Below are 12,190 nucleotides of genomic sequence, written 5' to 3'. Positions count from 1 at the left end.
GGCCCGCCGGACCTGCCACCGGCGGGCCGATTGCTGGGCGACGCGGCAACACAGACCAGCGGTGGGTCGTTGTGCGGGTGATGCTGGCGATGTCCCGCCCTATAGCGGTTGTCCGGCCTCATTGTGCTCGAGCAACCCGACGAAAAGTTGTCGGGTCGGCTCGGGCAGCGTGGTGCGGAATCGTTGGACGTGGATTTCGAACGGCTTGCCGGTCTTGCGATTTCGGAGCCGGATGGCCGGGTCGCGACGGCCGATGTACACCCGGCCGGTATTCCACAGGCGGTGGAAGTCGGGCTGCGCGCCCAGCTCGCGTAGCAGCAGCTGGACATCGGCTCGTGCACCGGCACGGCCCGCGTAGCCGCGAAAACGCCCGACCATCAGATCGGCCTCCCGCTCCCATTCCTCGATCACCAGACGTGCCCGCGGATCGGTGAACATCCAGCGCAGCGCATGTCCGTTCGGTCGCAGACCGGGAAAAGCTTCGTCGAAGGCGTCGTTGCAGTCGATGACGCGCCAGCCGTCGTCGAGCGCTGCCGCGAGATGCGGGGTCAAGGCATCGAGCGTCTTGCGCACGGGCGGCAGCACCGGGCCGGGCCGGCGCGGACCGCCGCTGAATCGCTGCTGCGCAAGGTGATACAGGTGGATGCGCTCGTCCGGATCCAATGCGAAGACCTCGGCGAGCGCATCGAGAATCGATGGGCTCGGATTGAACGCACCGCCCTGCTCGATCTTGGCGAGATAGCCGACGCTGGAATGGATCGCCTCGGCGAGCTGCTGACGGCTCAGGCCGCCCGGATGCGCCGCGGTCGGTCGCTGCCGCCGCATCCGCACGAATTCGGCGAGAGTCGGCACCTGTAGTTCATCCATGTTCCTCCTTCGGGTCGCCGCCCATGGATGACGTTATGCCTTGCCGCTCAATCCTTCTGGACCAATTCGCCGCCTGCCACCTCGATGAGCGCACGGGCCGCGCGATTGATCCGTTCGGCGGCATCGTCGAGATCCGGCTGTCCGGCATCGAGCCAGGCGATCACCGCGTCCAGGATGAAGGTGGGGATGACCTGCGCGGCCCAGTCCTGCCACGGCCCCGCCGGCACGGCATCGGTGAGATACCGCTGCGCGATCATCGTCGAATAGCTGCGGACCATATCGATGACATCGCGGAATTCGGGCTCGCGGACCGCGTGGCGGAACAGCAGCCGGAAGGCGTCAGGATCCGCCGCGGCCGCCCGCAGCAGCGCGGAAATGCTGGTGCCGTCCAGCTTTTCGGTACCGACGGCGTCACCGAGCCTGGTGTAGGCCCGTTCCAGCACGGCCCGGTACAGATCGGCCTTCGAGGCGAAGTGCCGGTAGAGGATCACGTGCGTAATGCCGGCCTCGGCGGCGATATCGGGCAGGCCCGTCCCGGCGAATCCGTTGCGGGCCACCGCGCGCGTGGCGGCGGCGAGGATCTGCTCGCGCCGCTGGGCACGCGGCATGCGCCGGACGGGTTGCGCCGAAGTCTCGGCGGGCGTTGGGCTTTCGGGCACGACATCACCTCCTTGTTCAAGTGGAATAGTACAAGCAATTATGTTTAAGCTTGCTTGTACAAGAGCTTGTTAGCAAGGAGTGAGCCATGACCACCGACTCATCGGAACTCGCATGCCCGTTCACCGACGCCGCCCCCAGCTCGATCAGCCGCGTGCGCACCGCGACGGGCGACGAAGCCTGGAAGGTCTGCGGCTATCACAAGGTGAAAGAGCTGTTCACCGATGTGCGTCTGGGCCGTTCCCATCCGACACCGGAGACCGCGGCACGGTCGTCGGAGTCGGTGTTCTTCGGCCGCCCCTTCGGGAACTTCGAGACCGAACCCGCCGATAACGCGCGCATGCGCGGGCTGCTGAATCCGCTGTTCTCGGCCAAGCGGATGCGCGAACTCACGCCGCGGGTGGCCGCGTTCACCGCACAACTGCTCGACGATATGGCCGAAAAGGGCTCACCCGCAGACCTGCACAAGGCCTTCGCCGAACCGCTGCCGCTGCTGGTCATCAGCGAACTACTCGGTGTCCCCTACGAGGATCGCGCACAGTTCCGGATCTGGAGCGAGGCGCTTTTCGACACCAGCGACGGCGCGAAGTCGGGACAGGCCGGGGCCGAATGGTTCCTGTACTGCAAGTCGCTGGTCGAACGGCTGCGCCGGGAACCGGGCGAGGGCGTGATCGCCAAGCTGTGCGAGGTGCCGGACCTGGCCGACGATGCCATCGCGACGCTGGCCATGGGCTTGCTCTTGGCCGGGCATGAGACCACTGTCGTCGAAATCGGCCTGTGCACCGTGCAATTGCTGCGGAATCCGGCGCAGTGGCAGCAACTGGTCGACCGGCCGGAGCTGGTGCCCGCCGCGATCGAGGAACTGCTGCGCGTACACGATTCCACCGCCTTCGCCCGCTATGCGCGCACCGATATGGAGATCGACGGCGTCACCGTCCGAACGGGCGATCTGGTGCTGCTGGACGTCGATTCGGCCAACCACGATCCGGAGATCTTCACCAATGCGCGCCAACTCGACGTAACCCGCGCGGAGGGGCAGCATCTGGCCTTCGGCTACGGCCTGCACTATTGCACCGGTGCGCCGCTGGCTCGTATCGAATTGCAGGTCGCCTTCGGTCAGCTGATATCTCGCTTCCCGACACTGCATCTGACGGTCGACCCGGATGAGTTGCAGGTGCGCGAGAACGTTGTCACCAAGGGCCTGACCTCGTTGCCCGTCGCATGGTGAACGCGGTAGGGGTCGGCACCGCGATCGTCTGCGCGGTCGTCGGGGTAATTCCGGTTTCGGCTGCGGCCGAATCGGTTTCGTGCGCGACAGCCACCGCGACGATCGCGGCGGCAGCTGTCGTTCGGGATGAGGACTGGGCCGAAGGTCTGGCCTATGACACGCGCGGTGAGCTGTGGGTCTCGCGGGTGCGACGCAACGAAGTGGTTCGCTATGACCCGTCCGGCCGCGTTACCGCCAGGGTCGCTGTCGCGTATCCCGGTGCGGTGAAACTCGGCCCGGACCAACTGATCTACGTGACGTACGGGAACTTCCCGACCAATCTGGTACCCGGCTCGACCGGTGGCGGCGTTGTCCGCATTGATCCCACAGCCGAGACGCCGCGGGCCGAGATCTTCGCCTCCGGTCTGGGGATGGCCAATGGCGCCGCATTCGATACCGTGGGAAACCTTTTCGTCGCCGACACCTCGACCGGCGTTGTCCGGATCCGACCGGACGGCAGCGTCGACACCGAATGGTCCAACCGGGCAGAATATTTCGGCGCCGACGGCATTCTGGTCGACGGCGACGCGCTCTACGTCACGCTGTATCTCAGCCCGACCGGCCGCATCCTGCGCATCCCGCTCGACGATCCGTCGCACGCCACCGTCGTCGCGGATCTGGCCGCCGGACCCGGCGCGCCACCGCTTCCCGACGATCTCGCCATCGGCCCGGACGGCATGCTCTACGACGCCACGACCTCGGGCCGACTCGTCCGCATCAATCCGGCGGACCACTCGACATGCACCGTCCTGACGGGTGAGCCGATGACCGCGATCGTCGTATCACGAAGCGCCGAAAGGGAATTCGTGGTCGGCACCGCCAGCGGCAATCTGCTGCGGGTGCGTTTGCCCGAATGACTCCGACTCGAGAACTACGTAAGGAGTGACTGTGGACATGGGCTGCCCCGTCACGGGTGAAACCATCCAGCGGACGCGCACCGCGCTCGGCCATGAAGGCTGGTTGGCCACCAGCTACGCGCAGGTGCGGACGTTATTCGCCGATCCGCGCCTCGGCCGTGCCCATCCAACGCCGGAAACTGCTGCGCGGGCATCGGATTCGATGTTCTTCGGTGGCCCGCTCGGCAATTTCGAGACCGAACCCGCCGATCAGGCCCGACTGCGCGAGTTGGTGGTGCCGTTCTTCTCGCCGCGACGAATGCGCGACTTGCGGCCCAGGGTGGAAGAACTCACCACACGGTTGTTCGACGAGATGTCCGTGCAGGGCTCCCCCGCCGACCTGCACACCGCCGTGGCGCTCCCGCTGCCGCTATTGGTCATCTGCGAACTGCTCGGTGTGCCATACGCCGACCGCGATAAGTTCCGTGCCTGGACCGAGGCCCTCGGCGAGCAGCAGGACGCCGCGAAGGTGCAGCAGGGTGTCGCCGGATTGTTCGAGTACTTCATGGCATTGGTGCAGCGCAAACGGCACGACCAGGCCGATGATGTGCTGTCGCATCTGTGCGCCCGGGACGATCTGTCCGATCAGGGCATCGCGACGCTCGGCCTCGGTTTGTTGTTCGGCGGCCACGAGACCACGGTGGTCCAGATCGGGGTCGGCGCCAAACGGCTGCTGGAAAACCTCGACCAGTGGCAGGCCCTGGTCGACGAACCCGAACTGGTGCCGACCGCGGTCGAAGAACTGCTTCGAACCGCGGATGCCACTCAGATGCCCCGCTATGCGCGCACCGATATGGATATCGACGGAAACGAGGTACACACCGGCGATCTCGTCCTGCTGGATCTGACCGCGGCCAACCACGATCCGACGGTCTTCGCCGATCCCGACCGCGTCGACGTGACCCGAAAGGACGGCTCCCATGTGACCTTCGGCTACGGTGCCCGGCACTGCATCGGCGCACCGCTGGCCCGCATCGAATTGCACACCGTATTCACCCAATTGGTGACCCGGTTCCCGACCATGCGCCTGGCCGTCGACCCTGCTGCCGTGCCGATGCGCACCAGCAGCTTCACCGGCGGTGTCGAGGAGTTGCCCGTGATGTGGTGAAAACCGGTGGTATAACCGGTTCTTGTTAGGCTGCTCTCTTTCGGGGGACGCAGTCTGACAGGAGCACGGTTATGCCCTTCGTAACCTCCGCCGGCGCGAAAGTGCACTTCGTCGACAGCGGAGGATCCGGGCCCGCGGTGGTGCTCGGGCACGCCTTCTTCATGGATCACGAAATGTTCGCGAACCAGATTGCCACGCTCGCCCCGGAATACCGTGTGATCTCGATCGATGCGCGCGGCCACGGACTGACCGAACACGACGGCGGCGCATACAGTTTCTGGGATCTGGCCCGCGATGCCTGGTCGGTGGTCGACCAGCTCGGCATCGACCGGGTGGTCGTCGGCGGTGTCGGGCAGGGTGGGTTCACCGCGTTGCGCATGGCCTTGCTGTGCCCGCCGCGCGTGGATGGGCTGATCCTGCTCGGCTGTTCTGCGCAGGCCTACAGCGACGTGCAGCGGATCGGCTATCGCCAGGTCACCGATGCCTGGATCGGCACCGGGCCGCTGACCGTGATCGCGAAGATGGTGGCGGGCTTGATCATCGGTGGTGATCGGTCCGATCATCAACCGTGGCTGGCCAAATGGTTGAGCGGTGACCGGGAACGGGTCGCCGCGGCGGCCGACTGTCTGATCAACGTGGACGACATCTCCGATCTCATCGGCGATATCACCTGCCCCGCACTATTGGTCCGCGGCGCCTCCGATCCGGCCTTCGATCACGACGCCGTGGATTTACTGACAAAGGGACTCGGTGGTCCCGCGGAGTTCCACACCATCGAGGGCGCCGCGCACACACCGAATCTCACGCACGCGTGTGAAATCGACCAGCTGATGCTGCAATTCCTCGGGCGACTCGGCCGGTAGCACTATCGGCCAGGGGTACTACCGGCCAGGGGGTGGCCGATGCCTGGTCCGGGGAAACTCTTGCCCACAGGGGCGCCTGCTTGATGTATTCGATACGGCGGCGCCGCCAATTCCGTTCCGGTCGAACGTGATTCACATATACGCAGTGGGTGTCGCCATTGTGCGCCCCCGGCGTGGGTAGGACATGCAATGAGGGTTTCTTTTCTGTTCGGTGGACAGGTCAGTCTGACCGCCGAAGTCATCGATGAGTTCTGCGAGCGGTGTCCGTCCATCGCACTCGCCTACGAAGAAGCCGCCGCGGTGACCGGATTATCGGTGGACCGACTGCGCGCGCGGGAATCGGCCGCGGAAATGGCGAGCGAACCCGAGGATCGGCACAGCCTCGGCGCATTGCGTCAAGCCGCATTCGCACTCGGTCTCGCCGAGGACCTGGCCGCACGCGGTTTCGAACCGGAAGCCGCCGGTGGGCTGAGCCTGGGCGCGTTGATCAGCACCTGTGTGGCCGGAGCCGTGGAACGACACGAATTGTTCGGCATGCTGCATCACCGCCGACTCGTGCCGGAGTTGCCGGAAGGTGTTGCCGCACAAGGGATGGGCCTGATGTACACGCCGATCGGGGACGATCCGGCGAACTATTACGGTGCACGCCGCCCCGGTGTGCACCTGGCCGTCGACACCGGCCCGATCGATGAGGTGCACCGATCATTCGTGATCTCGGGTTATCTCACGGCGCTGCAAGAGATCCTGGCCGAAATCGAGGCGTCCGCGGATACCCGCCAAATGTTCGTACTGGACGCGTACAAGGGCGCGTTTCATTCGCCGCTGCAGCAGCATGCCGCGGATTTCATGCGCGGCTTCGTCGACGATATGACCTTCCGCGATCCGAAATTCCCGGTCTGCTCACCGGTGCGGCAGCGCAGTTTGACCACCGCCGACGATGTTCGAGATTTTGTGCTGCACAACAACTTGCAGCCTGCCCGCTACGAGCCGTTGATCCAGGAAATGGATCGCATCGGCATCCGCGGCGGCCTGATCCTCGGCCCCGGCCTGCCACAGCCCGCAGATCGGCCCTTTCCGGTCGAATTGGTCGCCGAGCCGATTGATCTCGACCGGCTGCCCGAGATAGCGCAGTTGCCGGCCGAGCGGGATGTACAGAGCGTATGAAACGTTTCACGCAACGCCGAGCGCTGGTGACGGGCGCGGGTTCCGGCATCGGCCGGGCCATCGTCTTGCGGCTGCTCGAGGAGGGAGCGGAGGTGGTCGGCGTGAGCAGGACCGGCGATGGCCTCGCCAAGACCGCCCAGCTCGCGATGGATCAGGGCTCGGGCGACCGGATCACCGTCGCGTCGGTCGATATCGCGGACGAGGCCGCTGTCGAGCAGATGGTGCCCGGACTGATAGCCGACGGCCTGGACGTGCTGGTGAATGCCGCGGGGATCGTGCGCATGTCGCATACCCACGAGACCACGACCGAGCTGTGGAATACGGTCCTCGGCACCAATCTGACCGGAACATTCCTGATGACCCGGACCGCCCTGCCCGCACTACTGGAGTCCGGGCGCGGGGTGGTGGTCAATATCAGCTCTAATGCCGCGTCCTATGCCGCGCCGTACCGCGCGGCGTACGCGGCGAGTAAGGGCGGACTGGAGGCCTTCACGCGAGTGCTGGCGCTGGAGTACAGCAAGCAGAATCTACGCGCAGTCTGCGTCTCGCCCGGCGGCATCGAGACGGCCATGACCTACAGCTTGCTCGATGTGCCACCGGATATCGATCCGGGCCTGATGAGCAAGATGGCTCCGGCCATCGGGCCGCTGCTCGGCTCACCCGAGATGGTCGCCGGTGTGGTCGCGATGGTCGCTTCCGAGGACGGCGAATTCATCACGGGCACAACGATTCACGTCGACGGTGGCGCGCACGTCTGAGCGCTGATCGGCACCGATGTCAGATAGCGCTGCAAGGTCGGTGCGATATCGGCGATGATCTGCTCGCGCGTCAGGCCGACCACCGGCGGCAGCTCGAGCACATAGCGGCACAGCGCGAGCCCGAGCAACTGGGTGACGATCAAGCCCCCGCGGCGCTGCGCGTCGGCCGGATCGCCGAAGCGCAGCACCGCGGGCAGCACCTGTTCGGCGAAGATCTGCCGAAAGCGTTGGCTCACACCTTCATCGGTGATGGACGAGCGCAGCAAGATCACCAGCACCTTGTTATCGGGCTGGTCCTCCCAGATCGCCAGGAATCGGCGAACCAGCAACTCCCCCAGGGCATCCGGATCGGCCGCGGCGAGATCCGGCAGGTCGAGGCGGACATCGACGGCCGCGGCGAAGAGTCCGTCCTTACTGCCGAAGTAGCGCATCACCATCGACGGATCGATCGCGGCATCGGCGGCAATGGCGCGAATGGTCGCCTTGCGAAACCCCTCGGCGGCGAAGCGGGTGCGCGCGGCCGCCAGGATGGCCGCGCGGGTGGCATCGGAGCGACGTGCAGGTGGTTGATCAGGCTCGACGTTCATGCCAACAAGTGTAGGCCAACAACTGTTGACTTCTATAGACCGAGGGCGCTACGGTTATGCCAACAAGCGTTGGCCTACAGATGTTGACCTAGGAGTTCCGATGAACACCACCCCGCCGCCGGAGACCACCTCCGTCGTCATCGTCGGGGCCGGTCCGGCCGGACTGACCACCGCGATCACGCTGGCCGACGCCGGCATCGACTTCGTTCTGCTGGACCGGCTCGCCGAGGGCGCGAACACCTCGCGCGCCGCGGTCGTTCACGCCAGGACCCTGGAGGTGCTGCAGGAACTGGGCATCGCCGAGGAACTCGTGGACCGCGGCATCGTGGTGCCGACCTTCCGGGTGCTGGACGGCAACCGCACACTGGCGACAGTGCCGTTCGGCGGGCTGCCCACCGAGTACCCGTACACGCTGATGGTTCCGCAGGACACCACCGAGGCCGTACTGCTCGCTCGACTGCGCAAGGCGGGCGGGGATGTGCACCGGCCGTATCGGATCACCGAGGTTGCTGATGAAAATGACGGCGTCACAGTCGAATACCTCGACGACGAGGGCACGACCGGCACGATCCGCGCGGACTATGTGGTCGGCGCGGACGGCATGCACAGCGTCGTCCGTGAGCAGGCGGGCATCGGCTTCACCGGCGACACCTACCCCGAATCCTTCGTACTCGCCGATGTCCGGATGGACTGGCCGATCGCGCGTGACGAAGTGGCACTGCACCTTTCACCGGAGGGCGTGACGGTGGTCGCGCCGCTGCCGGACGAGACCGATCCGAATCGGTACCGGGTCGTCGCGACCGTCGACGAGGCACCCGAGCACCCGCGCATCGAGGACATTCAGACCATCCTGGACACCCGCGGCCCCGGCGGCAGCGTGAAAGTCCGTGAGGTGCTGTGGAGCTCGCGCTTCCGGGTGCACCACCGCGTCGCGGATCACTACCGCGCGGGTCGTCTGCTGCTGGCCGGCGATGCCGCACATGTGCACAGCCCGGCGGGCGGGCAAGGTATGAACACCGGCATCCAGGATGCGGCTTTCCTCGGTCCGCTGCTGGCCCGGGTCGTCGACGGCGCGCCCGACAGCGTGCTCGACGCCTACGAAACCACCCGTCGCCCAGTGGCTCTCGGCGTCGTCGCCTTCACCGATCGGATGACGAAGATGGCCACCCTGCGGCCGCTTCCGGCACGTATCGTCCGGAATACCGTTATGACGGCGGCGACCCGCATTCCCGCGGTCCGCACCAAGCTGGCCTTCCGCCTCGCCGAACTCGCCAACCGCTGACCCACCGCCCCCGAATGCCTCCACCCTGGGTGGAGGCATTCGCCGTCGCACGCGGATTGCCCGGCACCCACCGGTTTGCGTGGTCGATCAGTGCGTGGCCTACTGAACGTAGACCCGCTGGCGCGGATCGCCATTGGCGAAGTCGACCTGCCGGTCCGCATTGGACAACGCCGTTACCACACACGTGCCGAACGATCCGGACCGATCGAACAATGTCGCGCTGCCGACGGCTATTCCGTCCGCGCTGATATGACTGTCCGCCTCCACCCCGATCTCCAAGCCGATGACGGGCCGGGCCAGCGCGAGCGTCAGATCGGCATTGATGAAACCGATTCCGGCCGTCCCCCAGTTGGTCATGAGGCTCGTCGACTCACCGATCATCGCGGCCGCGGCGAAGGCCGATGGTGGCTCACCCTCAACCACCGAAAGCGGTGCCTGCCACATGCGTTTGCGCCCGCTGTTCTGATGCTCACCGATCCGCGTCGACCAGCCATCGGCAGTACCGTCGCTGTTCCACATCGGCGCGGTCGGGCCGTCCGCTATCGGCACCGGCGGCGGCTGCGGGGATTCCGCGCGCGTCCACAGCTCACCCGGCGGCTGTTGCGACCGCTTCAGGAAGACCACGCTGGCGCGGGCCACATCCACGCCGTCCTGCATCAGTGCGGCATCGGCGACCCGGATCCGGCGCCCCTCGCGTACCAGCTCGGTCACCACCGTCACCGGCTTGGCCAAGGTAGGGCGGAACAGGTCGACCGTCAGCCGGGCCGGTGTGAATTCCGGTGCACAGTGCTGCTGTTCCAACGCCCTGGCCAGCAGGCCGCAGATCGCGGGCCCATTGACCATATTCGGTGACCAACTGCTGGCCGCGAACGGCAAAGGCTCGAAGCCGTCCTCCGTTGCGGCGAAAAACGCATAGGGCGTTGTCAATTCGATCTCCCATCGCAAGCGTTCGACTCGCCGAAGCCGCAAAAGGCAAGGTCTGCCGCAATATCGCGGCAGACCTCGCCGATATCGGTCGTACCTACCGTTTTACTTGCTGCTCGCCTCGGCGTGCTCGTCGGCCGGACGCTCCTCGGTTTGCGCCTTTGCCCAACGGTAATCGGGCTTGCCCGCCGGATTGCGCTTGATCTGATCTACGAACCACACACTGCGCGGCAGCTTGTAGGGCGCGATCTCCTGGGTGAGCACCGGACGCAGTTCGTCGAGGGTGGGGCGTTTGTCGCCGCGACACTGCACGACCGCAGCCACCCGCTGTCCCCACCGCTCGTCCGGAACGCCGACCACCAGCGCGTCGAAGATCTCGGGGTGGATCTTGAGCGCGCCCTCGACCTCCTCCGGATAGATCTTCTCGCCGCCGCTATTGATGCTCACCGAACCGCGGCCGAGCATGGTGACGGTGCCGTCCTCCTCGACCCGGGCGTAGTCGCCGGGAATGGAGTAGCGAATTCCGTTGAACTCCTTGAACGTTGCCTTGGTCTTGGCCTCGTCCTTGTAGTAGCCGACCGGAATGTGGCCGCTGCGCGCGAGGAACCCGACCTGTCCGGAGCCCGGTGCCACCGGATTGCCCTGGTCGTCGAGCACCTGGGTGGCGGCATCGATCTTCACCCGCGGACCGCCGGTGTGGTTGGCGCCCTTGGCGACAACGGAGAGACCGCCGAAGCCGGTCTCGGAGGACCCGATGGAATCGGTGATCATCCGGTTCGGCAGGCGTTCCAGGAACTGGTCCTTGAGCGTCGGCGAGAACAGCGCAGCGCTGCTGGCGATCAGATAGAGGCTCGAAAGATCGTACGGCTCACCGGTTTCCGGATTGCCCTCGGCCAGCGCATCCATCATCGGCCGGGCCATGGCGTCACCGGTGATGAAGATGAGGTTGATCTTGTGCCGATCGATGTGCTGCCATACGCCGTGCCCGGTGAACTCCGGAATCATCACGGCCTTACCGCCATCGAACAGGCTGTGGAACGTCGCGGTCTGCGAGCCGCCGTGGATCATCGGCGGAATCGGGAACCGGACCATCTGCGGATTGCCCGCACCGGTCTTGGCCTGATGCCATTCGTCCTCGACATATTCTCCGGTGAGGAAGTTGATGCCGCCGCCGAGCACGCGCCACCAGTCCTCGTGCCGCCACATGACGCCCTTGGGCAGGCCGGTGGTGCCGCCGGTGTAGAGCATGAAGATGTCATCGGCCGAGCGCTCGCCGAAGTCACGCTCACCGGAGGACTCGGCCAGCACCGTCTCGTATTCCACCGAATCCGCTGCGGTCGCAATGGTGCCGGTCGTATCGTCGTCCACGACGATGACCGTCTTCAACAGGGGCGTATTCGGGCGAACCCCGGCCACCCGGTCGCTGTAGCGGCGCTCGTGGATCAGCGCGACCATATCCGAATTGTCGAAAATGTACTGCAACTCGTTCTCGACGTAACGGAAGTTCACGTTGATCATCACGGCGCGCGCCTTGAAGACCGCGACCATGGCCTCGACGGCCTCGACCGTGTTCCGCGAATAGATGCCCACCTTGTCACCCGGTTGGACACCCTGTTGCAGCAGGTAGTTCGCGAGTTTGTTGGCCCGCTCCTCCAGCTGCGCGTAAGTCACCTCGCGGCCGTCGTCGGCCAGCGCTACGCGGTCGGGCATCAGATCGATGGCGTGTTCGACTAGGTCCGCTATGTTGTAGCTCACAGAGCTAAAAATAGAACGTGTTACTGTTTCTGACAAGGCCGAATTTGCCCACCCCGGCCGGC

General features: G+C 65.6%; 12 protein-coding genes. 7 read left to right on the top strand and 5 right to left on the bottom strand.

Features of this window, described 5'->3' with window-relative positions:
- Positions 1 to 99: 99 nt before the first annotated feature.
- Complete coding sequence (locus ACIBW7_RS39445; protein WP_397055617.1) at positions 100 to 867, bottom strand: helix-turn-helix transcriptional regulator; 768 nt, start codon at positions 865 to 867, stop codon at positions 100 to 102.
- 47 nt (positions 868 to 914) lie between these two features.
- A complete protein-coding gene (locus tag ACIBW7_RS39440; RefSeq protein WP_397055615.1) occupies positions 915 to 1,526 on the bottom strand; it encodes a TetR/AcrR family transcriptional regulator in 612 nt (203 codons plus the stop codon).
- A gap of 86 nt (positions 1,527 to 1,612) precedes the next feature.
- Between ACIBW7_RS39440 and ACIBW7_RS39435 the strand changes: the two genes are divergently transcribed.
- The 6 genes from ACIBW7_RS39435 to ACIBW7_RS39410 all read left to right on the top strand — a co-directional run bounded on the left by ACIBW7_RS39435 (position 1,613) and on the right by ACIBW7_RS39410 (position 7,580).
- Entirely contained in the window at positions 1,613 to 2,752 is a 1,140-nt protein-coding gene (locus ACIBW7_RS39435; protein ID WP_397055613.1) for a cytochrome P450, read from the top strand.
- A complete protein-coding gene (locus ACIBW7_RS39430; RefSeq protein ID WP_397055610.1) occupies positions 2,749 to 3,648 on the top strand; it encodes an SMP-30/gluconolactonase/LRE family protein in 900 nt (299 codons plus the stop codon). The genes ACIBW7_RS39435 and ACIBW7_RS39430 overlap by 4 nt, the downstream gene beginning before the upstream one ends.
- A 37-nt stretch (positions 3,649 to 3,685) precedes the next feature.
- The gene (locus tag ACIBW7_RS39425) at positions 3,686 to 4,795 is read left to right on the top strand and encodes a cytochrome P450 (RefSeq protein ID WP_397055723.1); all 1,110 of its coding nucleotides are present in this window, start codon (positions 3,686 to 3,688) and stop codon (positions 4,793 to 4,795) included.
- Between the two features lie 71 nt (positions 4,796 to 4,866).
- Positions 4,867 to 5,658, top strand: a complete 792-nt coding sequence (locus ACIBW7_RS39420; RefSeq protein WP_397055608.1) for an alpha/beta fold hydrolase — start codon at positions 4,867 to 4,869, stop codon at positions 5,656 to 5,658.
- 189 nt (positions 5,659 to 5,847) lie between these two features.
- Positions 5,848 to 6,822: a hypothetical protein gene (locus ACIBW7_RS39415; RefSeq protein ID WP_397055606.1), complete on the top strand. Its 975-nt coding sequence runs from the start codon at positions 5,848 to 5,850 to the stop codon at positions 6,820 to 6,822.
- Complete coding sequence (locus ACIBW7_RS39410) at positions 6,819 to 7,580, top strand: SDR family NAD(P)-dependent oxidoreductase (protein ID WP_397055604.1); 762 nt, start codon at positions 6,819 to 6,821, stop codon at positions 7,578 to 7,580. The genes ACIBW7_RS39415 and ACIBW7_RS39410 overlap by 4 nt, the downstream gene beginning before the upstream one ends.
- Here ACIBW7_RS39410 and ACIBW7_RS39405 read toward each other — a convergent pair.
- A complete protein-coding gene (locus ACIBW7_RS39405; RefSeq protein ID WP_397055602.1) occupies positions 7,553 to 8,167 on the bottom strand; it encodes a TetR/AcrR family transcriptional regulator in 615 nt (204 codons plus the stop codon). The two genes, ACIBW7_RS39410 and ACIBW7_RS39405, sit on opposite strands and share 28 nt — an antisense overlap.
- A 100-nt stretch (positions 8,168 to 8,267) precedes the next feature.
- Here ACIBW7_RS39405 and ACIBW7_RS39400 point away from each other — a divergent pair, with 100 nt between their 5' ends.
- Positions 8,268 to 9,449 carry an FAD-dependent oxidoreductase gene (locus ACIBW7_RS39400; RefSeq protein ID WP_397055600.1) on the top strand — a complete coding sequence of 394 codons (1,182 nt, stop codon included), beginning with the start codon at positions 8,268 to 8,270 and terminating at the stop codon, positions 9,447 to 9,449.
- Between the two features lie 99 nt (positions 9,450 to 9,548).
- Here the strand turns inward: ACIBW7_RS39400 and ACIBW7_RS39395 are convergent, their stop codons facing one another.
- The gene (locus ACIBW7_RS39395; protein ID WP_397055598.1) at positions 9,549 to 10,376 is read right to left on the bottom strand and encodes a thioesterase family protein; all 828 of its coding nucleotides are present in this window, start codon (positions 10,374 to 10,376) and stop codon (positions 9,549 to 9,551) included.
- 102 nt (positions 10,377 to 10,478) lie between these two features.
- Positions 10,479 to 12,128 (bottom strand): acyl-CoA synthetase, encoded by a 1,650-nt coding sequence (locus tag ACIBW7_RS39390; protein ID WP_397055596.1) that lies wholly within the window; start codon positions 12,126 to 12,128, stop codon positions 10,479 to 10,481.
- Between the last annotated feature and the right edge of the window lie 62 nt (positions 12,129 to 12,190).

This window comes from Nocardia sp. NPDC049526 (assembly GCF_044465765.1).
Lineage (GTDB): Bacteria > Actinomycetota > Actinomycetes > Mycobacteriales > Mycobacteriaceae > Nocardia.
The sequence above is the reverse complement of the archived record's forward strand: the minus strand, read 5'-3'. Positions and strand labels throughout refer to the sequence as shown.

What these genes read in the sequence shown, in the direction of transcription:
- ACIBW7_RS39435 (WP_397055613.1), top strand. Translation starts at nt 1,613, where the DNA reads ATGACCACCGACTCATCGGAACTCGCATGCCCGTTCACCGACGCCGCC.
- ACIBW7_RS39415 (WP_397055606.1), top strand. Translation starts at nt 5,848, where the DNA reads ATGAGGGTTTCTTTTCTGTTCGGTGGACAGGTCAGTCTGACCGCCGAA.
- ACIBW7_RS39420 (WP_397055608.1), top strand. Translation starts at nt 4,867, where the DNA reads ATGCCCTTCGTAACCTCCGCCGGCGCGAAAGTGCACTTCGTCGACAGC.
- ACIBW7_RS39405 (WP_397055602.1), bottom strand. Translation starts at nt 8,167, where the DNA reads ATGAACGTCGAGCCTGATCAACCACCTGCACGTCGCTCCGATGCCACC.
- ACIBW7_RS39400 (WP_397055600.1), top strand. Translation starts at nt 8,268, where the DNA reads ATGAACACCACCCCGCCGCCGGAGACCACCTCCGTCGTCATCGTCGGG.
- ACIBW7_RS39425 (WP_397055723.1), top strand. Translation starts at nt 3,686, where the DNA reads ATGGGCTGCCCCGTCACGGGTGAAACCATCCAGCGGACGCGCACCGCG.
- ACIBW7_RS39410 (WP_397055604.1), top strand. Translation starts at nt 6,819, where the DNA reads ATGAAACGTTTCACGCAACGCCGAGCGCTGGTGACGGGCGCGGGTTCC.
- ACIBW7_RS39445 (WP_397055617.1), bottom strand. Translation starts at nt 867, where the DNA reads ATGGATGAACTACAGGTGCCGACTCTCGCCGAATTCGTGCGGATGCGG.